This is a genomic window from Granulicatella sp. HMSC30F09 (assembly GCF_001806915.1).
Taxonomy (GTDB): domain Bacteria; phylum Bacillota; class Bacilli; order Lactobacillales; family Aerococcaceae; genus Granulicatella; species Granulicatella adiacens.
This window is the reverse complement of record NZ_KV786419.1, coordinates 21,295-43,705: the sequence shown is the minus strand read 5'-3', so window position 1 is coordinate 43,705 and position 22,411 is coordinate 21,295. Positions and strand designations below refer to the sequence as shown.

The 22,411-nt window shown below is 35.5% G+C and carries 28 protein-coding genes and 1 tRNA gene; 21 read left to right on the top strand and 8 right to left on the bottom strand.

What is annotated here, in order from left to right; all coding sequences use genetic code 11:
• From HMPREF3103_RS09595 to HMPREF3103_RS03615, 16 genes are all read left to right on the top strand, one after another.
• Window positions 1-291, top strand: a 291-nt coding sequence (locus tag HMPREF3103_RS09595; RefSeq protein ID WP_148128800.1) for an LPXTG cell wall anchor domain-containing protein, incomplete at its 5' end; no start/stop codon positions are given.
• Between the two features lie 306 nt (window positions 292-597).
• Window positions 598-1,599, top strand: coding sequence for a rod shape-determining protein (locus HMPREF3103_RS03685; RefSeq protein WP_005606968.1), 1,002 nt, complete (start codon window positions 598-600; stop codon window positions 1,597-1,599).
• A 34-nt stretch (window positions 1,600-1,633) separates the two neighbouring features.
• A complete protein-coding gene (mreC, locus tag HMPREF3103_RS03680) occupies window positions 1,634-2,482 on the top strand; it encodes a rod shape-determining protein MreC (RefSeq protein WP_005606967.1) in 849 nt (282 codons plus the stop codon).
• Window positions 2,482-3,042 carry a rod shape-determining protein MreD gene (mreD, locus tag HMPREF3103_RS03675; RefSeq protein ID WP_005606966.1) on the top strand — a complete coding sequence of 187 codons (561 nt, stop codon included), beginning with the start codon at window positions 2,482-2,484 and terminating at the stop codon, window positions 3,040-3,042. The genes mreC and mreD overlap by 1 nt, the downstream gene beginning before the upstream one ends.
• Before the next feature lie 120 nt (window positions 3,043-3,162).
• Window positions 3,163-3,804, top strand: coding sequence for a Pr6Pr family membrane protein (locus tag HMPREF3103_RS03670; RefSeq protein ID WP_070437290.1), 642 nt, complete (start codon window positions 3,163-3,165; stop codon window positions 3,802-3,804).
• 14 nt (window positions 3,805-3,818) lie between these two features.
• Window positions 3,819-4,898, top strand: coding sequence for a rod shape-determining protein (locus HMPREF3103_RS03665; RefSeq protein WP_049555528.1), 1,080 nt, complete (start codon window positions 3,819-3,821; stop codon window positions 4,896-4,898).
• On the top strand, window positions 4,895-5,089 hold the full coding sequence (locus HMPREF3103_RS03660) for a DNA-directed RNA polymerase subunit beta (RefSeq protein WP_005606963.1): 195 nt from the start codon (window positions 4,895-4,897) through the stop codon (window positions 5,087-5,089). The genes HMPREF3103_RS03665 and HMPREF3103_RS03660 overlap by 4 nt, the downstream gene beginning before the upstream one ends.
• 71 nt (window positions 5,090-5,160) lie before the next feature.
• Window positions 5,161-5,754, top strand: a complete 594-nt coding sequence (gene clpP / locus HMPREF3103_RS03655; RefSeq protein WP_070437288.1) for an ATP-dependent Clp endopeptidase proteolytic subunit ClpP — start codon at window positions 5,161-5,163, stop codon at window positions 5,752-5,754.
• Between the two features lie 187 nt (window positions 5,755-5,941).
• The gene (locus HMPREF3103_RS03650) at window positions 5,942-7,696 is read left to right on the top strand and encodes a flavocytochrome c (RefSeq protein ID WP_070437286.1); all 1,755 of its coding nucleotides are present in this window, start codon (window positions 5,942-5,944) and stop codon (window positions 7,694-7,696) included.
• A 262-nt stretch (window positions 7,697-7,958) separates the two neighbouring features.
• Window positions 7,959-9,074, top strand: a complete 1,116-nt coding sequence (locus tag HMPREF3103_RS03645) for a phosphotransferase enzyme family protein (RefSeq protein ID WP_070437284.1) — start codon at window positions 7,959-7,961, stop codon at window positions 9,072-9,074.
• Between the two features lie 161 nt (window positions 9,075-9,235).
• A complete protein-coding gene (nrdD, locus tag HMPREF3103_RS03640; protein ID WP_070437282.1) occupies window positions 9,236-11,434 on the top strand; it encodes an anaerobic ribonucleoside-triphosphate reductase in 2,199 nt (732 codons plus the stop codon).
• Entirely contained in the window at window positions 11,427-11,990 is a 564-nt protein-coding gene (gene nrdG / locus HMPREF3103_RS03635) for an anaerobic ribonucleoside-triphosphate reductase activating protein (RefSeq protein ID WP_070437280.1), read from the top strand. Before nrdD ends, nrdG begins: the two co-directional genes overlap by 8 nt.
• A gap of 50 nt (window positions 11,991-12,040) precedes the next feature.
• The gene (acpS, locus tag HMPREF3103_RS03630; RefSeq protein ID WP_083278723.1) at window positions 12,041-12,430 is read left to right on the top strand and encodes a holo-ACP synthase; all 390 of its coding nucleotides are present in this window, start codon (window positions 12,041-12,043) and stop codon (window positions 12,428-12,430) included.
• An 18-nt stretch (window positions 12,431-12,448) separates the two neighbouring features.
• Window positions 12,449-13,564: an alanine racemase gene (gene alr / locus HMPREF3103_RS03625; RefSeq protein ID WP_070437276.1), complete on the top strand. Its 1,116-nt coding sequence runs from the start codon at window positions 12,449-12,451 to the stop codon at window positions 13,562-13,564.
• On the top strand, window positions 13,557-13,907 hold the full coding sequence (locus HMPREF3103_RS03620; RefSeq protein ID WP_070437274.1) for a type II toxin-antitoxin system PemK/MazF family toxin: 351 nt from the start codon (window positions 13,557-13,559) through the stop codon (window positions 13,905-13,907). Before alr ends, HMPREF3103_RS03620 begins: the two co-directional genes overlap by 8 nt.
• A gap of 134 nt (window positions 13,908-14,041) precedes the next feature.
• Window positions 14,042-14,114, top strand: a tRNA-Lys gene (locus tag HMPREF3103_RS03615).
• Between the two features lie 26 nt (window positions 14,115-14,140).
• Here HMPREF3103_RS03615 and HMPREF3103_RS03610 read toward each other — a convergent pair.
• The 5 genes from HMPREF3103_RS03610 to HMPREF3103_RS03590 all read right to left on the bottom strand — a co-directional run bounded on the left by HMPREF3103_RS03610 (window position 14,141) and on the right by HMPREF3103_RS03590 (window position 17,475).
• A complete protein-coding gene (locus HMPREF3103_RS03610) occupies window positions 14,141-14,938 on the bottom strand; it encodes a tyrosine-type recombinase/integrase (RefSeq protein WP_070437273.1) in 798 nt (265 codons plus the stop codon).
• 77 nt (window positions 14,939-15,015) lie between these two features.
• The gene (locus HMPREF3103_RS03605) at window positions 15,016-15,231 is read right to left on the bottom strand and encodes an Arm DNA-binding domain-containing protein (RefSeq protein ID WP_070437271.1); all 216 of its coding nucleotides are present in this window, start codon (window positions 15,229-15,231) and stop codon (window positions 15,016-15,018) included.
• Between the two features lie 298 nt (window positions 15,232-15,529).
• A complete protein-coding gene (locus HMPREF3103_RS03600) occupies window positions 15,530-16,042 on the bottom strand; it encodes a hypothetical protein (RefSeq protein ID WP_210387105.1) in 513 nt (170 codons plus the stop codon).
• Complete coding sequence (locus HMPREF3103_RS03595) at window positions 16,043-16,735, bottom strand: DUF3800 domain-containing protein (protein WP_083278728.1); 693 nt, start codon at window positions 16,733-16,735, stop codon at window positions 16,043-16,045.
• 266 nt (window positions 16,736-17,001) lie between these two features.
• The gene (locus HMPREF3103_RS03590; RefSeq protein ID WP_070437265.1) at window positions 17,002-17,475 is read right to left on the bottom strand and encodes a helix-turn-helix domain-containing protein; all 474 of its coding nucleotides are present in this window, start codon (window positions 17,473-17,475) and stop codon (window positions 17,002-17,004) included.
• A 422-nt stretch (window positions 17,476-17,897) separates the two neighbouring features.
• Between HMPREF3103_RS03590 and HMPREF3103_RS09515 the strand changes: the two genes are divergently transcribed.
• Entirely contained in the window at window positions 17,898-18,041 is a 144-nt protein-coding gene (locus HMPREF3103_RS09515) for a hypothetical protein (RefSeq protein ID WP_168132817.1), read from the top strand.
• On the opposite strand, the gene HMPREF3103_RS03585 is transcribed toward HMPREF3103_RS09515, so the two are convergent.
• Window positions 18,038-18,271, bottom strand: coding sequence for a DUF2188 domain-containing protein (locus HMPREF3103_RS03585; RefSeq protein WP_070437263.1), 234 nt, complete (start codon window positions 18,269-18,271; stop codon window positions 18,038-18,040). The genes HMPREF3103_RS09515 and HMPREF3103_RS03585 overlap by 4 nt on opposite strands.
• 82 nt (window positions 18,272-18,353) lie before the next feature.
• On the opposite strand from HMPREF3103_RS03585, the gene HMPREF3103_RS03580 reads away from it, so the two are divergent.
• Window positions 18,354-18,593 carry a hypothetical protein gene (locus HMPREF3103_RS03580; protein ID WP_246826951.1) on the top strand — a complete coding sequence of 80 codons (240 nt, stop codon included), beginning with the start codon at window positions 18,354-18,356 and terminating at the stop codon, window positions 18,591-18,593.
• Window positions 18,594-18,708: 115 nt separating this feature from the next.
• The gene (locus HMPREF3103_RS03575) at window positions 18,709-19,008 is read left to right on the top strand and encodes a hypothetical protein (protein ID WP_070437262.1); all 300 of its coding nucleotides are present in this window, start codon (window positions 18,709-18,711) and stop codon (window positions 19,006-19,008) included.
• Between the two features lie 215 nt (window positions 19,009-19,223).
• Here the strand turns inward: HMPREF3103_RS03575 and HMPREF3103_RS03570 are convergent, their stop codons facing one another.
• On the bottom strand, window positions 19,224-20,705 hold the full coding sequence (locus tag HMPREF3103_RS03570; protein ID WP_070437260.1) for an AcpB/EbpR/MafR family transcriptional regulator: 1,482 nt from the start codon (window positions 20,703-20,705) through the stop codon (window positions 19,224-19,226).
• 285 nt (window positions 20,706-20,990) lie between these two features.
• On the opposite strand from HMPREF3103_RS03570, the gene HMPREF3103_RS03565 reads away from it, so the two are divergent.
• Together HMPREF3103_RS03565 and HMPREF3103_RS03560 are read left to right on the top strand one after the other, a co-directional pair.
• Complete coding sequence (locus HMPREF3103_RS03565) at window positions 20,991-21,230, top strand: GlsB/YeaQ/YmgE family stress response membrane protein (protein WP_005606947.1); 240 nt, start codon at window positions 20,991-20,993, stop codon at window positions 21,228-21,230.
• Window positions 21,231-21,421: 191 nt separating this feature from the next.
• On the top strand, window positions 21,422-21,625 hold the full coding sequence (locus HMPREF3103_RS03560) for a CsbD family protein (protein WP_039849132.1): 204 nt from the start codon (window positions 21,422-21,424) through the stop codon (window positions 21,623-21,625).
• A gap of 255 nt (window positions 21,626-21,880) precedes the next feature.
• Here the strand turns inward: HMPREF3103_RS03560 and HMPREF3103_RS03555 are convergent, their stop codons facing one another.
• Window positions 21,881-22,282: a GNAT family N-acetyltransferase gene (locus HMPREF3103_RS03555; RefSeq protein WP_070437258.1), complete on the bottom strand. Its 402-nt coding sequence runs from the start codon at window positions 22,280-22,282 to the stop codon at window positions 21,881-21,883.
• Window positions 22,283-22,411: the final 129 nt, after the last annotated feature.

Sequence of the window (22,411 nt, the reverse complement as noted above, 5' to 3'; positions counted from 1 at the left end):
TATACATTCCATGAAGAAGCAGCACCAACAGGCTACTTAGCAGTAACAGATATCACTTTCAAAGTGAACTTTGATGGAACGATTGAAGTGTTAAATGCTAACGGAAATTCTGTAGAGTACAAAGATGGCAAATTAGTCATCACAGACCAAACAGAACCTGAAAAACCAAATGAACCAAACTTACCAAATACTGGTAGTGTTTCTGAACAAGGAACACTATTAGCTGGATTGGCATTATTAGGTTTAGGTGTTGTCATGGTAGCTTCAAATGGCAAAAAGAGATTTAACTAGTTCATTATCTGAATAGATGGATTTACTAAATTAATTGCTCGCCTTGCCAGACGAGTGGAAAAAGAGAAAGGAATCAAGCAACTTTATGTTGTTTGGTTCTTTTTTTATTTCGTAAAATCTATTTAAATTTTGGAAACTTTCGGATGTAAAAATCACCAACAGATTACAGAAACCGCTTTAATATTTCAAAATAAAAAAGTTTTCTAAAAAGCTATAAAAAACAAGAATAAAGTGCCAAATTCTGATATACTAGAATAGAATTCTTACAGCCTGGTCTGTAGAAGAATTACTGAAGGAGGAAGTAGTGTGGTTGCATTTAATTTTAAAGCACAAAATATCGGAATTGACTTAGGAACAGCTAACACGATTGTTTATCTTGAAGATGAAGGAATTGTCACACGTGAACCTTCCGTTGTTGCAAAAAATATCGTTACAGAAGAAATTATCGCAGTAGGGAAATCGGCTTTCGAAATGATTGGGAGAACGCCTGAAAATATCGTAGCATTACGCCCAATGAAAGATGGTGTAATCGCAGACTATAATACGACAACTGCTATGTTAAAATATTTCATCCAATCGATTGTTGGCCGCTCATTTTTTAAACCAGTGGTCATTATTTGTGTACCAAGCGGAATTACAGACGTTGAAAAAAGAGCTGTTTTAGATGCTACTAAATATGCTGGAGCGAAGGAAGCCTATGTTGTGGAAGAACCTTTTGCAGCAGCAGTAGGAGCGGGCTTACCAATTACAGACCCAACAGGAAGCATGATTGTAGATATTGGTGGAGGAACAACGGACGTAGCAACGATTTCTTTAGGAGGAATCGTGAATAGTCGTTCGATTCGCGTTGGTGGAGATGAGCTCAATGAAGCTATTGTCCAGCACGTTCGTAAAACGTATAATCTACTGATTGGAGAGCGTACAGCAGAGGAACTTAAGATTCAATTAGGGTCTGCTTCTGTCGAAAAAGCGCAAGGAAGTATGCAAGTTCGTGGACGTGATATGGTAACAGGTCTTCCACGAGTAGTAGAAGTTCCCGCTAAAGAAATTGCAATTGCGATGAGTGAGATTATTCATCAAATTTTAGATGCTGTTAAAGATGTGTTAGAACAAACACCGCCAGAAATTTCTGCGGACGTTATTGATCATGGAATCGTTCTGACAGGTGGTGGAGCGATGCTTCGTCATCTTGCAGAGATGATTTCGAAGGAAACGCAAGTGCCAGCGTTTGTTGCCAATGACCCACTAGATTGTGTGGCATTAGGAACAGGAGCTATTCTAGCGAACCCATCATTAATGAAAAAATAGAGTCCGTTGAAAAATTTTATAGAGGAGTGATGATGTGAATCCAATTTTTTCAAATAAGAAACTAATTGGTTGGGTAATCGGAATCATTGTTGCATTAGCATTAATCATGTATTCCGTTACTTACGGAAGTAATATCGTGACTCAAGGTGTTAATGATGTAACCAATATTCTTGGAAGATTAGTCTCTTATCCAGCAAATAGTATTAATGATTTTATTGATAGTGTGGGTGATTTATCAAATACGTATCAAGAGAATCAATCCTTAAAACAAAAAATCGATACCATTCATGAATTAGAGGTTCAATTGAATGAGTTAAAACGTGATAACCAAAAAATGAAAGAAACGCTGAAGTTGCAAGATACGCTGAATGATTATACATTAGTGAATGCTACGGTCATTGCGCGTAATCCGGATACTTGGCGTGATGTGATTACGATTAATAAAGGATCAAATGATGGAATCCAACCTCAAATGTCGGTAATGAGTGATAATGGTTTAGTAGGAAAAGTTTTAGATGTGAATCCTACAAGCGCACGTATTGCCTTGTTATCGAATGCTGATAATACTTTAGTTCGTGTTGCGGCGATGATTCAAAATGAAAAAGAACCAATCTACGGGACCATTACCGGATATGACGAAAAGACAAATATGCTTGTTATGAGCCAAATTCAAGCTACTCAGGATATTAAAGTAGGGGATAAGGTTGTGACGAGTGGTCTTGGGGGCATTTCTCCAAACTCGCTATATATCGGAACGGTTGAAGAAGTGGCGATGGACCGTTTTGGCTTGTATAAAGAAGTGAAAATTCGTCCAGCGGCGGATACGAATGATGTTCGTTATGTAACAGTAGTCATTCGTACAAGCGAAAGTGAGGGGCAATAATGCGTAACTCCAGAAGAGTTTATTGGGTATTGTTTGTCTTCATTCTTGCTTTCCTAGTGGACGGTGTATTGACGAATCATTTTTCAACTTTATTTTTGCGTTCTGGCTATAGTTTAACGCCAAGAATTATTGTCATTGCAGTTGTATTGCTGAATTTTATGATTGACCATAAGGCGATGTTTTGGTTTTCAGTGATTGCAGGATTTTTGGTAGATAGTTATTATGCAGGTATTCTAGGAATCTATATGGGAATATTTGCAGTGATTGTGCGAGTGATTCGTTTAGTACGTACAAATATTTTGCAAAATCCATTTACGTTAGGATTAGCATTAGTGTTCTTCTTAAGTTTGACAGAAGTTTCTGTATACTTCGTATATGCGTTAAGAGGCGTTGTCAGCATGGGGTGGAACGAGTTTTTAGTGGAACGATTAGGGGCGACGCTAATGCTCAATATCGTGATTTATTATATTCTGTATATTCCACTTCGTAATTTTGCACGATGGGTGAATGCGACTCCAGTAGTGAGTCCGCATGATTTAATCAATCATCGAAGAAGTTAATCTATTTTACTAATAAGGGTTGGCGAGCGCCGGCCCTTTTTTGTTTAGGCTATTAATACCGACTGTTGTGGCATTTATGCTATAATAAGGAGAATTAGTGTCTTTAGAAAGAGGAATGGAATGAACAAAGAAAAATTTTTGAAACTAAGTTTAATTTCTAAAGGAGTCATTGCTACATGTGCTTTAGTGGGATTCTTAATGGAGATGTTTCTCCACGGATGGCATTCTATTCGCTATTACACCAATCAATCTAATTTACTAGTAGTTATTTTTCTAATAACCTTACTGTTAAAATACCGTAAGGAAGGCCATTGGAGTCAGTGGGATATTCGTTTAAAAGGTGGAATGACCGTTGCGATTCTTCTAACTGGACTGGTATATCACTTCATGCTAGCTCCTTTAAAAACACCTGAAGAATTTTGGACGATAGAAAATTTTCTAGTGCATTATATTGTTCCTTATGGAGCATTGTTAGATTGGGCACTTTTTGATAAAGGGCATTGTTATAAGTGGTGGGATCCGTTTGTATGGACGATTTTACCATTGGCGTATGCAATTATTTCTGTTGCGATTGCGTTAATTACACGAATTCCCATTGGAAATAACCCCGATGGACCGTTCCCTTATTTCTTTTTGAATGTTGATAAATATGGAATTTTAGGTGTTATTCAGTATAGTTTAGGATTAGCAGCCGCATTTTTAGTAGGCTCATATATTCTAGTACTTTTTAAAAACGGATTTAAAACAAAGAAATATTTATAAGAGAGGAGACTTTCATGCTTCGAGACATTGGTATTGACTTAGGAACTGCGAATATTTTAGTCTTTCTAAAAGATCGCGGGATTATATTAAATGAACCTTCGTTAGTTGCTTTAGATGAGCGTACTGGAGAAGTGATTGCAGTCGGAGAACGAGCATATCAAATGGTAGGACGTACTCCAAAAGAAATCAATGTTCATCATCCATTAAAAGGCGGAGTAATAGCGGATATTGCGGTTACTGAACAATTATTAGAATTATTCATGCAAAAATTAAATTTAAATAGCTGGTTTTCAAAACCCGATATTTTAATTTGCACGCCAACTAATATTACGACTGTAGAACAAAAGGCGATTATTCAAGCGGCGATTAAATGTGGTGGAAGAAATATCTATTTAGAAGAAGAACCAAAAGTGGCTGCGGTTGGAGTTGGACTCGATATCTTCTCGCCAATTGGAAATATGGTGATTGATATTGGTGGAGGAACGAGTGATATTGCCGTTCTATCGATGGGTTCAACTGTGACAAGTCGCTCGATTAAATTAGCTGGGGACAATATGGACTTTGCGATTTCCGAATATATTAAAGACAAGTATCAATTAATCATTGGAGAACGAACTGCTGAAGCGATTAAAATGTCTCTTGGAAGTGCAGTGGAAGTAGAAAATGAATCTGATATGATTGTCAAAGGAAGAGATATGACAACAGGACTTCCAAAGACGGTTACAATTTATACGAATGAAATCTATCATTGCCTAAAAGAAATGTTAGATACTATTGGAGAAGAAGCAAGACTTGTTCTAGAGGCTACTCCTCCAGAATTAGCTGGAGATATTATCGAACGTGGTGTGATGGTTACTGGTGGAGGTGCCTTGATTAATGGGATTGATCGCATGCTCTCTGAAAAACTTCAGGTTCCAGTCATGATTGCAGAAAATCCACTTCAAAGCGTAGCAATTGGAACAGGAATTTTATTAAATCGAATTAAATCTGAAAGAGGCATTTTTGCTGCAATCCGTAGAATTTTTAGTGCGAAGAAAGTGGTAATGAATCCAACCGCACATATGATTGATGATGAAAGGACAGAAGAATCATGAAAGAACAATTAAAGAATAGTCGACATTTACTATTTACTGCTTTATTGCGTATTTTAGTTTTCCTTGTCATTGCCATCATCTTGTTTGCTCTTGGTTTAATGATTGGATATGCAGTTCTTGGCGAAGGTAAAAATCCGCTCGATATTTTTTCTAAAGAAATTTGGGATAAGATTTTTAGATTTATTAATTAGCAAGCATATAAATTGACCTTTATTGACTATAGCAGTAGACTTAAACAAATATTAGATTTGGAGGAAGTAGTATGAATTTAATTCCAACAGTTATTGAACAGTCTTCACGTGGAGAACGTGCTTATGACATTTATTCACGCTTATTAAAAGACCGTATTATCATGGTGAGCGGACCCATTCAAGATGACATGGCGAATGCGATTATCGCGCAATTACTTTTCTTAGATGCACAAGATCCTGAGAAAGATATTTACATGTATATCAACTCTCCAGGGGGAAGCGTAACAGCTGGTTTAGCCATCTACGATACAATGAACTTCATTAAAGCAGACGTTCAAACCATCGCGATGGGGCTGGCAGCCTCAATGGGTTCATTCCTACTAACAGCTGGAGCAAAAGGCAAACGTTTCGCATTACCAAACGCTGAAATCTTAATCCACCAACCTTTAGGAGGAGCGCAAGGACAAGCGACAGAAATCGAAATCGCAGCGCGTCAAATCCTAAAAACACGTGAACGTTTAAATAAAATCTTGGCAAAACAAACAGGCCAAAAATTATCACGTATCGAAAAAGATACAGATCGTGATAACTACATGACTGCACAAGAAGCCTTAGAATATGGCTTAATTGATGCGATTATGGAAAGCTCAAAAGAAATGAAATAATCGAAACAAAAAACACCTTCAGTATCATGATGATTACTGAAGGTGTTTTTGTCATTTCTGTTTCTGAATATTTATGACGAAAAATATTATTTTTATGTGAAATATTTCATTTAGTATTTATTAAGATTTCTGAAAGCGTTACAATAATTATTGTAAAAGGAATAACAAAATAGAAAAGGTGAGGAAAATGAAAAAAAGTTTAAACGTTCTTTTACTAAGTATATTGTCGATTCTACTTTTATTCGGTTGTTCAACAGCCAAGCAAAGTGGAAAATTTGAAGGAGTAGGAACTGGTAAGCACGGCGAGATTAAAGTTGCCGTTACAATCACAGACGCAAAAATAACCAATATTGAGGTTATAGAACAAGGTGAAAACAAAGGCTTATCTGAACCTGTTTATGAAGATCTAAAGGAAGCCATTATCGCTCAAAACTCTGCTGATGTAGATGTCGTTTCAGGAGCGAGTGCAACAAGCGAAGGGTATTTGGCAGCAGTCAAAGATGCTATTACGAAATCAGGGATTAAACTGGTAGCTTCAACACAAACAAAAACGAAGAAAAGTGAACTCCCAACTGAGCAAACTTTTGATGTAGTGATCGTCGGTTCTGGTGGTGCCGGACTTAGTGCCGCAATTGAAGCTGCTGAAGCGGGCAAATCAGTCGCAATTGTTGAAAAAATGCCAACGGTCGGCGGTAATACTCTGATTTCTGGTGGGGAAATGAATGCACCTGGTAACTGGGTACAAAAGAATCTTGGGATTACTGGAGACTCTGTAGAAGCATACTATAATGATACGATGAAGGGTGGAGATAATATTGGGGACCCTAAACTCGTTCATTTAATGGCAGAGAAAGCATTGGAATCAGCAGAATGGTTAAGAGATGATATTCATGTTGAGTTCTTATCAGACCAATTATTCCAATTCGGTGGACATTCATTTAAACGTGCATTGATTCCTAAGGGACATACTGGTGCGGAATTAGTGTCTAAATTAAAAGCAAAAGCTGAAGAACTTGGCGTTAAAATCTTCTTGAACGTAAAAGCAGAAGAATTAATTCAAGATGCAAACGGTCGTGTGACAGGTGTGAAAGCAACTGACAAGACTAAAAAAGAAGTGACATTCCTTGCAACTAATGGAGTGGTATTAACAACAGGTGGGTTCGGTTCAAATATCGAAATGCGTAAACAATACAATAAGGAATATGACGAACGCTATAAATCAACAGATACTGTCGGTACTACAGGGGATGGGATTGTAATGGCTCAAAAAGCAGGAGCAGCATTAAAAAACATGGAATATATCCAAACATACCCAATCGCAAATCCGAAGACAGGTATGATTTCCCTTTTGGCAGATACACGTTTTGACGGAGCGATACTTGTGAACCAAGAAGGGAAACGATTTGTAGAAGAATTAGACCGTCGTGACGTTATTTCGAAGGCGATTTTAGCGCAAACAGGTGGATACACTTACCAAATCTGGAACGATAAGATTGATGCGATTTCGAAAACAAAAGAAGCGCATAAAGCAGAGTACGATGAGTTGATTCGTGAAGGTTTGTTAGTGAAAGCTGATACGATTGAAGAAGCTGCGAAATTCTTCGATATCGATATCAATAACTTGAAAGAAACCATCGCAAAAGTAAATGAATATGCGAAAAATAAAGATGACAAAGATTTCCATCACCGTGGTGGTTTAGTATCTCTTGAAGAAGGTCCTTACTACATTCAAAAAGCCGTTCCTTCTGTTCACCATACAATGGGCGGATTAGTGATTAATGAAAAAGCAGAAGTTTTGAATGATAAAGGCGAAGCAATCCCAGGGCTATATGCTGCTGGTGAATTAACAGGGGTTATCCAAGGGAAGAACCGTCTTGGAGGAAATGCGATTACGGATATTATCACTTTTGGACGTATTGCTGGGAAAGAAGTTAGTCATTAATCATTGACCAATTTATAGAAAAAGAAATCTAGGCTAACAGGTTTCTTTTGGGAGTAAGACCAGGGGAGTTTAAACGCACTTGGTCTTTCTCCTTTTTTAAATGAACATTCCAGGGGATAAACAAGTTTAATCCCCCTACTTACATTTGAACTGTAAATGCATTTCAATCATCGAAGTTTTTTCGCGTTATATCTTCCTTTTTAGTCTTGGAAGCGGTACAATGGGAATGTATTATTTGTAAATTGCTAAAGGAGAAAAAGGAATGACAGTTGTAGAAAATCCATTAAAGGATGCCAAAGTGGCGTATGAATATTATGAACTACCAGGAGAGCTAGTTGATATTCAACCTTTAGGAAATGGATTAATTAATAAAACTTATCAAATTACTCATACACATGAAAATAAAGAAAAGCAATATGTATTGCAAGCGATTAATCATCATATTTTTCCGAATGTACATGGATTAATGGAAAATATTGAGAAAGTAACAAGCTATCTACGTGAAAAATATGAAGCAGAAGGACGTGACGCTTCTCGTGAAACGCTACGTGTAATTCGCACCAAAGAGGGGCATTTAACGGCAAACTTGGATAATGGATCTTACTGGCGAATTTATGATTCAGTAGAAAACAGTTATTCATTAGATAAAGTAGAAAATCCGCAACAATTTTATATTACTGCAAAAGCATTTGGACGATTTGCTTTTGATTTAAATGACTTCGATGCAAGCCAATTAGTAGAAGTGATTCCACAATTCCACGATACTCGAAATCGTTATCGCCAATTAGAAGAAGCAATCCGAGAAGATCGTGTAGGAAGAGTAAAAGAGGTTCAAGCAGAAATCGACTTTATTCAAAATCGTAAAGCAGATTGCTTCTTACTATATGATTTGTTAGATGAAGGCGTATTGCCACTTCGTGTAACGCATAATGATACAAAATTAAATAATATTATGTTCGATAGCCAAACAAAAGAACCACTATGCATTGTGGATTTAGATACTGTAATGCCAGGGCTAGTATTATTTGATTTTGGTGATTCCATTCGTTTTGGGGCAAACGATTGTGCCGAGGACGAACCAGATTTATCAAAAGTGAACTTTGATTTCGACTTATACGAAACATATGTGAAAGGCTTTATCGAAGGAACAAGCGGAATCTTAACCGAAGCTGAACTCGAATATTTACCTTGGGGGGCACGCGTGATTACGCTAGAACAAGGGATTCGTTTCTTGACGGACTATATCAATGGCGATGTCTACTACCAAACCAATCGTCCAGGACAAAATCTGGACCGCGCACGTACACAATTAAAATTAGTACAAGATATGGAAAATAGTTGGGACCAAATGGTTCAAGCCGTCCAAAATATGAAATAAAAACAAAGCCTCTTCAGAAGAGAACTGAAGAGGTTTTTTTTGTACTGCAAAAACTATATATATAAATTATAACGATTCAAAACACAATATATTGTGTTTAGGGGTTGATTTTTAAATTCAGCATGATAAAATAGATTCGAGAGTTTTGAGGAGGGATTGTGATGTGTGTACAAGAATTGAAGACCTTATTAGTCACTAAAAGAGATGGTCGGGAAGTTGAATTTCAAAAGGAGAAAATCGAACGAGCAATCTTTAAAGCAGAGACAGAGTTAAATGGAGAGATGGATGCTAAAAGAGAAGCGGAATTGAATCGAATCGTAGACGAAGTTCTCCAAGAAATTTCTAGAAGATTTAGTGAGACTATTCAAATTTATGAAATTCAAAGTATTATTGAACATTTTTTAATTGAAGATGGGGAATCTGAATTAGCACAAGCATATATTTCATACAGAGTGGATCGTGATTTACGTAGAAAAAATCAACTGGATTTCCAATGGGCACTATCTCGATTAACGAATAAAGATGCAAGTGTGGTTAATGAAAATGCGAATAAGGATAGTAAAGTTTTTAATACGCAAAGGGATCTAACGGCGGGTACAGTTGGAAAAATTATTGGTTTAAAACTATTACCCCCTCATGTTGCCAATGCGCATTTAAAAGGGGATATTCATTATCATGATTTAGACTATCATCCATATATGCCACTGACCAATTGTTGCTTAATTGATTTTGAACATATGTTAGGCCTTGGATTCAAGATTGGAAATGCCGAGGTAGAATCTCCAAAATCGATTCAAACAGCAACTGCTCAAATGGCTCAAATCATTGCGAATGTCGCAAGTAGCCAATATGGAGGATGTTCAGCCAATCGAGTTGATGAATTATTGGCCCCTTATGCGGAATTAAACTATCAAAAACATTTGGCAGATGCAAAAGAGTGGATTGATGGAGTGGACCGTCAAGAAGCTTTTGCGATGAAAAAAACAGAAAAAGATATTTATGATGCGATGCAGTCATTAGAATATGAAATCAATACACTCTATACCTCTCAAGGGCAAACCCCTTTTACAACTTTGGGATTTGGACTTGGAACGAGTCGCTTTGAACGTTGTATTCAAAAAGCAATCCTGCAAGTGAGAATGGAAGGGATTGGCAAAGAGAAGAGAACAGCGATTTTCCCTAAATTAGTATTCACGCTAAAACGTGGGGTAAACTTAGAAGAAACGGATCCAAACTATGATGTAAAACAGTTAGCATTAGAATGTGCAACAAAACGAATGTATCCAGATGTATTAAACTATGATCAAATTGTTCGATTAACCGGTAGTTTTAAAGTGCCGATGGGATGCCGTTCGTTCTTACAAGGATGGAAGGATGAAAATGGGCAAGAAGTGAACGATGGTCGAATGAATTTAGGGGTTGTTACTTTGAATATTCCTCGAATTGCGCTAGAAGCGGAAGGCTCAATTGATAAATTCTGGGAAATTTTCGAAGAGAAACTAGCAATCTGTAGGGATGCATTAACGTACCGCGTTGAACGCTGTAAGGAAGCGCAAAGAGATAATGCGCCTGTGTTGTATCATTATGGAGCGTTTGGACAACGGTTGAAGGAGGGGGAAGAAGTGGATCTTCTCTTTAGAAATCGTCGTGCAACTGTTTCTTTAGGATATATTGGACTTTATGAAGCGGCAACAGCATTCTTTGGTCCAAACTGGGAAACAAACCCAGAGGCGAAGGAATTTACTCTAGAGATTGTAAAAGCGTTGAAGGCGCATACGGATGCATGGGGTGACGAATACGGTTATCATTTCAGTGTTTATGCGACTCCAAGTGAAAGCTTGACTGATCGTTTCTGCAAACTCGATATCGAAAAATTTGGTTTGGTACCGGATATTACGGAGAAAGAGTATTATACGAATAGCTTCCATTACGATGTACGTAAAAATCCAACACCATTTGAAAAAATTGATTTTGAAAAAGATTATCCAGTATTTTCTTCGGGCGGATTTATTCACTACTGCGAGTATCCAGTTCTTCGACAAAATCCAAAAGCTTTAGAAGCCGTATGGGATTATGCATATGATAGAGTGGGATATCTTGGAACGAATACCCCAATTGATCATTGTTATAAATGTGGATACGATGGTGAATTTACGCCAACTGCTAAAGGATTTGAATGTCCACAATGTAAAAACCATGATCCGCAAACATGTGATGTTGTAAAACGGACTTGCGGATACCTTGGAAACCCTCAAGCGCGTCCAATGGTTCACGGACGCCATGTGGAAATCTCTTCTCGCGTAAAACATATGCCAAAACTCAAAGAACGTTACGCTTTAGGAGTGATGGAGGATGAATAATCCAAAACCAAAGGAGTGGACGAGTGAGCAATATTCCAAAGGGAAAATTGCCAGTTACAAACCGTATAATTTTGTCGATGGGGAAGGGGTACGCTGTTCACTGTATGTGAGTGGCTGCCTCTTTGCCTGTGAAGGCTGCTATAATGTGATTGCTCAAAATTTTAATTACGGAATACCATATACTAAAGAGTTAGAAGAGCAAATTGTTTCAGATGTTGGAGCTTCTTATTGCCAAGGGTTGACGCTTCTAGGTGGAGAACCTTTTTTGAATACAGGAGTTTGTCTGTCTTTAGTAAAGGCGCTACGGAAAGCTTATGGAAATACCAAGGATATTTGGTCTTGGACAGGATATACTTGGGAAGAGCTGATGCAAGAAACAGAAGATAAGTTAGAATTATTAAGCTTGATTGATATTTTGGTGGATGGACGATTTGAACTCGCTAAAAAAGATTTGACCTTGCAATTTAGGGGAAGCAGTAATCAGCGCATTATTGATGTACAGTCTTCTCTTAAAATGGGTGAAGTTATCTTGTGGTCTGGATTATGGGATTCTTAGGAATTGTTCAAATTTCTGACAAATGATGGTAAATTTGTTAAAATATAGGAATGAATCATAATGAAGGAGACGACAAACGGATGGCGATTAAGGGACTTGGTATGGACGCGGTAGAATTGTCACGCATTGAAAAAATCGTAGCAGAACCTAAATCTTTTTTGGAAAAAGTATTAACACCAAAAGAGTTGGAAAAATATCATACGCTCCCTTTTAAACGAAAAGTGGAATTCCTTGCGGGACGCTTTGCGGCTAAAGAAGCTTATGCCAAAGCACTTGGGACTGGAATTGGACAGCATATTTCATTTCAAGATATTGAAGTATTGAATGATGCCACAGGAAAACCAGTTCTTGTATGTGAACGCTATTCTAATCAAACGTGGATATCGATTACGCATACGAGTCATGATGCCTATGCCGTTGTCGTACTTGAATCCAATTAAAAAAAGGAATGAATCATCATGTTAGAAGCAATCCATCGAAACACGAGAGTTGTAGTGGATTTATCGATTATTAAACAAAATATTTCTAAACTAAAGTCTAAATTAAACCCCTCCAAACAAGTCTATGCAGTTGTAAAGGCAAATGCATATGGGCATGGTATGATTCCTGTTGCCAAAGCTGCTTTAGAAGCAGGGGTTCAGGGATTTTGTGTCGCAAATGTAGATGAGGCTTTGGCTTTAAGAGAAGCAGAAATTATGGAACCTGTCTTAATACTTGGATTAAGCCGAGTGGAAGATGCGCCACTATTAGCAAGTAATCACATTACTGCTGCGGTCGACTCTGTAGAATGGCTCCTGCAAGCTGCGCCACTATTAAAGGAGATACCCTTAAAAGTACATGTTGCTGTAGATTCGGGAATGGGTCGTATTGGCGTCGTGAACGAAAAAGAATTAACGGAAGTTGAGGCTGTTTTACGAAACGGTCCATTCGAGTTCGAAGGAATGTTTACCCATTTTGCAACAGCAGATGAAGAAGACACCGCACATTTAACAAAACAAGAAGAAAAATTCAATGGTATGATTGGAGAGTTGGAAGAAAGACCTCCTCACATTCATTGCTCGAATTCTGCTTATGCAATTTGGCATAGTGCCGGAGATAGTGATATTATCCGTTACGGAATCGGCTTGTATGGCATTAATCCTTCTAATGGAGACTTATGCATTGAAGATGAAGAACATCTAAACCCAGCCCTGCAATGGGAAACTGAGATGGTCAAGGTGAAGAAACTAGAAATTGGGGATACAGTGAGTTATGGGGCAACCTATACCGCTAGAGAGCCTCAATGGGTGGCTACTTTACCAGTAGGATATGCGGATGGGTATATTCGCGCCTACAATAAAGGAGAGGTCATTGTAGATGGAGTTCGCTGTCCTATTATTGGAAGAGTATGTATGGATCAATGTATGATTCGTTTGCCTCATGAATATCCAGTCGGAACAAAGGTTACTCTTCTAGGGAAAAACAAAGAAGAGGAAATTACAGCAATTGAATTAGCTAAACGTGCAGATACAATTGCTTATGAAGTCATTTGTATGATCTCTGATCGCGTGAAAAGGGAGTATATCAATGGTTGATAAAATCTTAAGAGGAGATGTCTTTTTAGCAGATTTGTCTCCAGTGATTGGTAGTGAGCAGGGTGGGAAACGCCCCGTTCTCATCATTCAAAATGATGTTGGAAATCACTTTAGCACAACTGTTATTGTAGCAGCCATAACAGCTAAGAATACAAAAGCGAACATCCCAACGCATATTGAAATCAAAAAAGACCAATTTGGGTTCGAACGAGACTCCGTTGTCTTACTTGAACAATTGCGAACGATTGACAAAATTCGAATTCTTGAGAAAATTACACAAGTAGATGCAGAATTTATGCAAACTATTAACGAAGGACTGAAAGTGAGTCTGGGATTGGAATAAGGAAAGCCCTCTGATGAAAATTTAGAGGGCTGTTTTGATAAACGGTTGTCTGATGAAATATGAATTTCTCGAGAAAATCCCCTTGATTTACAATGGGGATGGTAGTATACTGATTAAGTACCTTAAGTACAAATGCCTCCTTAGCTCAGTTGGTAGAGCAGTAGACTCTTAATCTATGGGTCACAGGTTCGAGCCCTGTAGGGGGCATTTTTTATGGTTATTTATAGGCTTTTTTAAAGGTTTTGTTCCGTGGATGTTCCGTGGGATAAAATCTTTATTATTTTTTCATTGTCTGATACTTTTAATTCTTTAATGACGTGAGCATACGTCTGCATAGTTACTGTGGGATTTGCATGTCCTAATCTTTTACTTACTGAAACGACTTGCACTCCTTGCGACAATAGGATACTTGCGTGTGTGTGCCTTAAACTATGGAATCTTATTTTTCTCTCGATTTTCGCTTTTTTTAGTGTATTATCGAGAGTTTTTTTGACTCCATTATTTGTAATGTCATGAAATACTCTTTCTGTATCCTTTGGAAGATGGAATAATAATGTCATTACTTTACTCGGAATGATAATAGTTCGTTTTGCGTTTTTGGTTTTACCGTCAGTAAAATCTCTTGTGTGTAATGAGTCGAATCCTTTTTCGATTTTTACAGTATTCGTTTCTACATCTAAATTATCCCAGGTTAAACCCAAACATTCTCCAAAACGCATCCCACTTACCATTGCTAAAAGAATAATATATCGTGATTGATATCTAGGGTTGATACCATCCATTAACGCTGCATACAGTCTTTGATATTCTTCGAAAGACAAAAATTTACTTTCTTGAGTAAACGCTCTTTCGTCATTCCCTTTAACTTTAACGAATTCGCATGGATTATACATAAGAACTCTGGTTTGAACTGCATGCTTTATTGCACCGCTTGTATAAGTGTGATATTTAGCAACAGATTCAGTTGACAACCCTTTTGCCAATTGGTTGATGTATGCTTGATAATTATCATGAGTTATATCTTTAAGCATGACGTTAAAGTTTTTCGAACATATCTAATGATCATATCTATACGCTTGGGAACGCCTAAAGAAACGGCTCCATCCTTTTACAACGTCTTCCAATTCTCCATATAATTTGCAAGCAGCATTCTTTCTTTGGCGAAATCCTTCCCCTGCAGCATTTCATTCTCACGCAATATCGACGAATCTTTTGCTTCAGCTTTCGTTTTGAATCCACTCTTAGATACTGCCTTTTGCTTTCCATTGTCATCGTAATACACTTTGTAGGTCCAAGTTTTGCCACGTTTATAAATGCTTGCCATAGTTTACCAACCTTTCTATTTGTGGTAAAATAGAGCATAACAAATAGCCCTATTTTAGGGTAATTTTTGAACTCACCACACTGAATCCGCCAAGATTGAGAGTGTGGTGTTTTAATTAAATCATCTTGATAACTGCTTACATATGATGTATAATATATTAAACAAAAGATTATTTTTCTTGACATTTCATTTGAAATTAGATAGTCTATTGTGATATTATACATCTGACTCATCTACCAATTGGAAGAAGGAGATTACGAAAACGTCCCTACCATAGGGGCGTTTTTTGTTATATAAACTAATTAGCACCTCTTTGACTTCTTTTTTTAGTACTTTGTAAATATTGATTTTCATGAATATAAAAGGCAGTAATTAGTAAATAATAATTTTCCCGTTCTTCTAATATAATTAAATATCTTTCTTGTTCATTAAAAAGATGTGTTCTTTCAGTATTTTTGTATGGTTCAACATATTTTACAAAACAAGATAATCCACACAAATCTACATGATCCGTTTCCAACGATGGACGTATCCAATGAAGTCGTTCACATCTTCTTAGGTCAGGCTCTCTTTCAGATAATGGTATTCCTTTATTTGTAGATTTAGTTGTAAGATGAAAATATGTTTGTTCTTTGTCACATTCAATCGGATGTTTTTTAAAAGAAACTTTTTTATTATTGAATCTAAGGCTTCCTTCCGTTAATTCACCTAAATAAATTTCATTATAAAGAAATTTATCATATTTTTTATAGTCACCATTGAATTGTTCTAATGTATTCAAACTTGAACAAGCTACGCACTTTCCCATCATCTACTCTCCCAGTTTTATTGAAAAAATATCAAACTTATTTTCACTATATTTAGATGTTATATCAATTTCGTGTTCACTCAACTCTTGAATGTGTTCTATTAACTGCTTTTTGGCCAGATTAGCATTCAACTTTCTGCATTTATAAGATACTGCACCTATCATAAAATCTGTTAACTGAATAATTGAATTTTCATGGGAACGTACATGTTGTATATTTTCTAGTCTTTTTAAATCATTTTTATCAGCATGTGTATTAATAATTTCTTTTAATTTTTTTATTTTATAATTACTTCTAGTATCCTTTATATCTAGATATACATTTATTTCATCTTTTCTTACAAGTAACTTTCTCAATAAATAAAAATACATCTTATAATAAAAATCATCATGAGACTGACCGTATTTTTTATGATTAAGGATAGACTTATCAGGGATAACTATTGCTCTAAAATTTAACAATTCATTATCAAAAAAATAATTAACTAGATCCATATAAAAATCAATTTTGGACATAGAAACTTTATTCCATTTGATTTCAATAAAAGGAGATATCTTATGTTTTATCTTTATATTTTTTATGTCATTGTAAACTGTTTGTCTAGCGTAATCTGGGCAAGATATACCCCCAATAACCATCGATTGTTGGTTATCATTTTCTAAATGACAGCTTTCATCGCAATAAATATTTATCATTATAATAAACCCTTTCATTCATAAAAATTCTTAATATAAAAAACACGAAATTCACGCGATTAATTATCGTTATTTATAGCATAAAATCAACGTTTTAGTAATACTCTATTTTTGTAATCACGCGATAATCACTCGTAAAAAGTAATATTAATTCTAATAATACTTTCTCATTTCTTCTTTTATTCCAAACGTTGCTTTTAACGTATCAAACGTTTCTGGAATATCCTCATACTTTTCCTGATAGAAGAGTAGCATCACGCCAAATCCTAAAACATTTCCATAGATTCTTTTAAGTATAGATTTGGTGTGAATTTCTTCTTAGCTTCCATTCTTGCTAATTTAGCAGCGGTTTCTAAAGAAGATATAATCAATTCTCTTGTTTCTTCAGAATATTCAGCAGTTTCTTTTGAATACAATCCATTTTCTAATTGTTCAATCATCTTTTGGAGGTCTTTTTGAATATCCTTATCTTCTGTATTATTAGCGTTAAAATAAGGCTCATCAGACATACCTATTAAATAGTTAGGGGATACTTCAAAAGTTGAAGCAATCAAACGTACTGTATCCATTCTTGGTTCAACTTTCCCATTTTCCCATTTAGAAACATTTGTTTTATTGAAGTTTGTTGGGGAGTCTTTAAGGCTCGAATAATTATTGATTCTGTTGGCAAATTCTTCTTGATTTAATTTATATTTTAATCTTATATCTTTGATTTTGATTGAAAACGACAAGCCAAACATCACCTTTCTCTATTGTTTACAAGTGAATCATATATTTAATTTCAACAAGAAACAACTGAAACGATAAAAAGTTTATTTTTTTCAATTTCGTTTTTGACATGTGAAAAAGTTTTGCGCATATTGTGTTGATAAGGTCGAAAAAATAAACTCTTGAAAGAGGTGATATAATGTCTCAACGAAAAAGAGCTCTTTATAAAGAATTCATTACATGAATGATTGTTAATGAAGTCAAACCAAAGAGTTGCAAGATTTGTTAGGGATAACCACAGCGACGCTTTGCCATAGTCTTAATGGGGCTGGAGCTGGTCTTACTATGGAAAAAGTTCGTACAATTATTAATAAGTACGGCGAAGAAGTAAGTCCATTTTTTTGAACTAAAAGTTGATAAAAGATAAATATTCAAAAGAAAGGAAGAAATAAAAATGAGTGTCGAAGCATTATCGGAAATAACAAAAATTGTTGTAGAAACAGACCAAAAAGACCCTAAAACCATTGCTGTTATAACGGCAGATGATGTTGACAGTGCAGAAGGTTTTAGAGTCAGAATTACCCCTAAATACGATTAGTGTTCAGTATCTCTTGGTGGAAGTGGATCGTTGCCATAACTATCTTTAGATTGAATTTTTCCATCTTTCTTTTGGATGATTAATTCAGATTGTTGATTTTTAGCAATACCTTTTCCAAATGCCACAGCTTGAGATTTATTTTCAAACACTTTAGTCGCTTTAGAATTTCCTTCTCCATGAACTTTCCATTTGCCTTCGGAAGTAGGAGAAACCCATTGATTTTTACCCATATAAAAACACCTCCTTTCTTAATTCTAATTATAGGTTTGAAAGAAGGTTACAACAATATGAAAAAATGAAAGGAGTAGAACCATGACACACGCAGAACAAATTAGGGAATATTTCAAGGAGAATCCTTCTGCTACCTATGACGAAGTTGAGGAAGCTGTAAAAACAACCAACAGTACAGTTAGAACTAATGCTTGTAGAGATTTAAAGGCTGGAAGGTGTGTTCGGTTAGAAGATGATTCGTTAGATTATTTATCCTACTTTGAGAAAGAAACTTTACTTATTGAATTAGTCGAGTGGAAGAACAAAACCAGGAAAGAGTAGGTGGATATATTAACGAGAGTTGCAAAAAAGAAACCGATAGTAATACCATGAGCTTGTTAATTAAAGAAGCTAACAAACTCATGAAAGAAGTAACAAAATAAAGGGAGGTGAAACCATGGAACGAGAAACGCTTGATTATTACGAACCAATATTTTTTGAAGTCGTAAAAAGAAATCCTGAAAAATTTGTTAGCTTAATTAAACCGTTTATTGACTCAAGAAGTAAACAACGGTGGATAACGACTGAAGAGTTGTGTGAAGCAATTGGAACGAGTACCAGTTCTTGGCACAAAAGCGAAGTTAGAAACCATCCAGTGGTGGTTGCAGCAAGAAGAACAGATACACGCCCATACAAATATCAAGCGAGCATGATTGATGAAATTCAGAAGATATGGGATGAAAGGAGAAAACGATAAGAACAGAAAGGAGATTAAAGAACAAAGTACCATTCAAGAAATTCCTAGCTTGGTATTTAAAGTGGCTAGGAATCACATTCGGTTGCGTTAGTGCGTTCTTACTGTAGGGGGCATTTTTTAGGCACAAAAAGCCTTGGGAAACCAAGGCTTTTTTGCGTATTGTTCCGTACTTCACTTAGCAGGTGGATATTAATTTGTTATAAACATAATCTAAGTTACTCGTCTAGTCGAATAAACATCATCGCGTTAAGTAAGGAGATTAGAGCAACTGTATTAATATTATTGCAATAAATTAATCTTTTATTTTCAATAGGTGGAATAATAAAATTAGAAATAATAATATCATACGGTGATTCTTTTAGAGCATCAACGGACAACTCTAATTCACCCCAAACCTCCAGCTCAAAATTGTTACTGCAATAGTAAGCAAGTGTCTCAGCTACTGATTTTGCATGATATTGGTCGAAATTACTCATAACCAAAACCTTTAATTTAGGTTGATTTTGTAAAAGATTTAGCACTAAGTGTTTGCTATGGGTGATAAACGTATAGGCCAAATGATTGACTTTCATTGAATTACTATCAATGTCCAAACTCTGTAAGTAATGCAGAATCCCGTCTTTTAAATCTGAAACAAATCGAGGAAAAATATTTTGAAAGTTCTTGATTGTATTGCCTTTTTGATCAAATAGGATAAACTCTGTAGATAATTCCTGGCGATGAAGATGTGCCGTATTATGCAGATGCCAAATAAGATTGTCCTTATTGTCTACTTTAATATTATACTCTCTTGATACCTGATCAACTAACTCTCCCAACAAATGATATGATTTCTTTACATAGCTGTCCGTCATTGTATACTTCAGAAATACTTTTTCATCTATGAAAAACATTTTTTGAAAATAGGATACAAACAATTGACCTATTACTTCTTTCGTTAAAGAGATATTGTATTCTGATTCAAATTTTTTGACAATATCTTCCATTTCATCTTCCTGCATTAAAATTTCCAACAATTGATTATTAAAAGAATCTTTCTCAACTTCCAGGAAATGACCAAACTTTATTCGATATAAATTCGTAACTAGGAGCAACTTTAACATTCTGTGAGTTGATAAATTCATCGGGAAAGACGTTGCTTTATAAACTAGTTCCAATAATTGAGAGAGTGGTTCTGGCGAAAAATCTTCAAATGGCCATTCTAGGAAATAATATTTTTCTGAAAAATACTGAGCAAAAAAATAACGGATATCTATCTCGTTTCCAGTAATTCGAACAGGATTGAGGCTAATTTCAAAATGATATTGTTTCTTAATAATTTTATTAATATGACTGATGATACGGTAAAGAGACGAAGAACTGATATAAAACTCTTTGCAAATACTCTCAGCATCATATCCTTCATTAAAAAAAACAAATTCTAAAATTGAAAAATGAGTTGAATGTTTAAAAAAATGATGATAGACCATCTCAATATCACTATCATCGGTATTAATGATACGTATACCATTTGTTGAAGAATGAAATATCAAGTCAGGAAAAGAAGACCTGATATGGTATAAATCATCTTTTACTGAACGCTCTGTAGAATTCAGTAATTCAGCTAGTTCAGAAATATGAAACCAGCGCTTATTTTCAAATAGTATTTCTAATAATTCTAATTGTCTGTGACTTTTTTTAGACAGTAATTCTCGCATAAAATTGTTATCTTTCTTTATAGTATAGTGGTTTTATTATAATTCAATCTTACCATAATGTGTATATTTTAATTCACTTAACAACTCAAAATATATGAAAAGGCATCTTAATTTTCTATCGAAACCATCTAAAATAAGTGTTTTATCGTTTTATTGTATGTAAAGTACATAAAAACGGAGGGAAAATTAAGCTGAATTATTATGCTTCCAAGTTGGCAAATTATATAATCACATTAATCAAAAGATTTGAATTTTGATTTAGTAAATTTAGAAAGGAGAATCGATATGCTTTGGTCTATTATTGTCGGAGGTGTCATTGGTCTTATTGCTGGATCAATCACTAAAAAAGGTGGATCTATGGGAGTTATTGCAAATATTGTTGCAGGTTTAGTCGGTTCATCTGTGGGTCAATCACTTTTGGGAACTTGGGGCCCTAGTTTGGCTGGAATGGCCTTGTTTCCCTCTATCATTGGTGCAGTTATTGTAGTAGCTGTTGTATCATTCTTTTTGGGTAAAAAGGCATAAATTGTCTTATAACATTCAAAATACAATTTAAAATTTAATGATGTGAGGATTCAATAGGTCAAAATAAAAAATACTTTGTCTAAGCAAAAAGCTCGCGTTCATTAAAACTCTAAGTACGAAAAGAGATTCTTATTTTATTTCTTTTCTATAAATATATGAAAAAATTAAAACTCATAATGGAGGTAAAGACTATGTCTGTAGAAGAAAAATTCAATCAAGCTAAAGGCTCTGTTAAAGAAGGGCTTGGAAAATTAACTGGTGATAAAAAAACAGAAAAAGAAGGGGCTGCTGAAAAAGTAGTTTCCAAAGTTAAAGAAGTTGCTGAAGATGCAAAAGATGCAGTCGAAGGAGCAATCGAAGGCGTTAAAAATATGATTAATAAAGATGACAAATAAAGCTAAGAGTTAGTTTCTCTTGCAAAGCATCTTTGTAATTTATAATTTAAAAAAAGAGAACATTTAATGATATGTACCCAGAATCCTGGACACATTATTAAATTAAGCTGAACATATGGATGTTTCCCTGTATTGAACAGGGGACATCCATTTTGTTTTTTGAATTCTTTTGAAAAACAAGGTTTTTTTGTTGATTGCAACTAAATGGTTCGGGGAGTTCTAAGATAACGATTCTATAAAAAGATGATAAATCTTTTATTTTTCTCGAATCATGCCCACTCGATTTTCGTCAAGATAGGCAAAATGATGCTTATGATAGAGCTTGTCCGCAGGGACTTTAGCTAGCAAAGTGATAAAACTGCTCTCATGTGTATTTTCGTCAAACCACTGATCAATCATTTCCATGATTCTATTGGCAATTCCACGTCTTTGAAACTTTTTGTCTACCATAATATCGGATACGACAAAAGTGACCCCGCCATCTCCAACAATTCTTCCTAGGCCAATGAGTTCATCATCTTCATAAACAGAAACTAAGAAAAGAGTCCCTTCAAGTGCCTTTTTCACTTCAGAATGAGGTTTAGTGCTATTCATTCCAGCGTTTACTCTTAATCGATTGTAAGCTTCAACGCTAGGAATTTTATGAGTAAATTCCATAAAACGATTCCTCCAATAACTTTTTTGTCTGTTCATTATATCATCATTCCTCCATTTTGTATTTGATGAGAGTTTATTTAAGAAGGGTGAATGAAAAGGTGTTGACTCTGACGTAACGTAAGGGTATAT

Excerpts from the sequence above, each read along its gene's own strand:
- mreD (WP_005606966.1), top strand. The coding sequence starts at position 2,482 with ATGCGTAACTCCAGAAGAGTTTATTGGGTATTGTTTGTCTTCATTCTT.
- HMPREF3103_RS03670 (WP_070437290.1), top strand. The coding sequence starts at position 3,163 with ATGAACAAAGAAAAATTTTTGAAACTAAGTTTAATTTCTAAAGGAGTC.
- HMPREF3103_RS03665 (WP_049555528.1), top strand. The coding sequence starts at position 3,819 with ATGCTTCGAGACATTGGTATTGACTTAGGAACTGCGAATATTTTAGTC.
- HMPREF3103_RS03660 (WP_005606963.1), top strand. The coding sequence starts at position 4,895 with ATGAAAGAACAATTAAAGAATAGTCGACATTTACTATTTACTGCTTTA.
- clpP (WP_070437288.1), top strand. The coding sequence starts at position 5,161 with ATGAATTTAATTCCAACAGTTATTGAACAGTCTTCACGTGGAGAACGT.
- HMPREF3103_RS03650 (WP_070437286.1), top strand. The coding sequence starts at position 5,942 with ATGAAAAAAAGTTTAAACGTTCTTTTACTAAGTATATTGTCGATTCTA.
- HMPREF3103_RS03645 (WP_070437284.1), top strand. The coding sequence starts at position 7,959 with ATGACAGTTGTAGAAAATCCATTAAAGGATGCCAAAGTGGCGTATGAA.
- nrdD (WP_070437282.1), top strand. The coding sequence starts at position 9,236 with ATGTGTGTACAAGAATTGAAGACCTTATTAGTCACTAAAAGAGATGGT.
- nrdG (WP_070437280.1), top strand. The coding sequence starts at position 11,427 with ATGAATAATCCAAAACCAAAGGAGTGGACGAGTGAGCAATATTCCAAA.
- acpS (WP_083278723.1), top strand. The coding sequence starts at position 12,041 with ATGAATCATAATGAAGGAGACGACAAACGGATGGCGATTAAGGGACTT.
- alr (WP_070437276.1), top strand. The coding sequence starts at position 12,449 with ATGTTAGAAGCAATCCATCGAAACACGAGAGTTGTAGTGGATTTATCG.
- HMPREF3103_RS03620 (WP_070437274.1), top strand. The coding sequence starts at position 13,557 with ATGGTTGATAAAATCTTAAGAGGAGATGTCTTTTTAGCAGATTTGTCT.
- HMPREF3103_RS03610 (WP_070437273.1), bottom strand. The coding sequence starts at position 14,938 with ATGCTTAAAGATATAACTCATGATAATTATCAAGCATACATCAACCAA.
- HMPREF3103_RS03605 (WP_070437271.1), bottom strand. The coding sequence starts at position 15,231 with ATGGCAAGCATTTATAAACGTGGCAAAACTTGGACCTACAAAGTGTAT.
- HMPREF3103_RS03600 (WP_210387105.1), bottom strand. The coding sequence starts at position 16,042 with ATGATGGGAAAGTGCGTAGCTTGTTCAAGTTTGAATACATTAGAACAA.
- HMPREF3103_RS03595 (WP_083278728.1), bottom strand. The coding sequence starts at position 16,735 with ATGATAAATATTTATTGCGATGAAAGCTGTCATTTAGAAAATGATAAC.
- HMPREF3103_RS03590 (WP_070437265.1), bottom strand. The coding sequence starts at position 17,475 with ATGTTTGGCTTGTCGTTTTCAATCAAAATCAAAGATATAAGATTAAAA.
- HMPREF3103_RS09515 (WP_168132817.1), top strand. The coding sequence starts at position 17,898 with ATGAGTGTCGAAGCATTATCGGAAATAACAAAAATTGTTGTAGAAACA.
- HMPREF3103_RS03585 (WP_070437263.1), bottom strand. The coding sequence starts at position 18,271 with ATGGGTAAAAATCAATGGGTTTCTCCTACTTCCGAAGGCAAATGGAAA.
- HMPREF3103_RS03580 (WP_246826951.1), top strand. The coding sequence starts at position 18,354 with ATGACACACGCAGAACAAATTAGGGAATATTTCAAGGAGAATCCTTCT.
- HMPREF3103_RS03575 (WP_070437262.1), top strand. The coding sequence starts at position 18,709 with ATGGAACGAGAAACGCTTGATTATTACGAACCAATATTTTTTGAAGTC.
- HMPREF3103_RS03570 (WP_070437260.1), bottom strand. The coding sequence starts at position 20,705 with ATGCGAGAATTACTGTCTAAAAAAAGTCACAGACAATTAGAATTATTA.
- HMPREF3103_RS03565 (WP_005606947.1), top strand. The coding sequence starts at position 20,991 with ATGCTTTGGTCTATTATTGTCGGAGGTGTCATTGGTCTTATTGCTGGA.
- HMPREF3103_RS03560 (WP_039849132.1), top strand. The coding sequence starts at position 21,422 with ATGTCTGTAGAAGAAAAATTCAATCAAGCTAAAGGCTCTGTTAAAGAA.
- HMPREF3103_RS03555 (WP_070437258.1), bottom strand. The coding sequence starts at position 22,282 with ATGGAATTTACTCATAAAATTCCTAGCGTTGAAGCTTACAATCGATTA.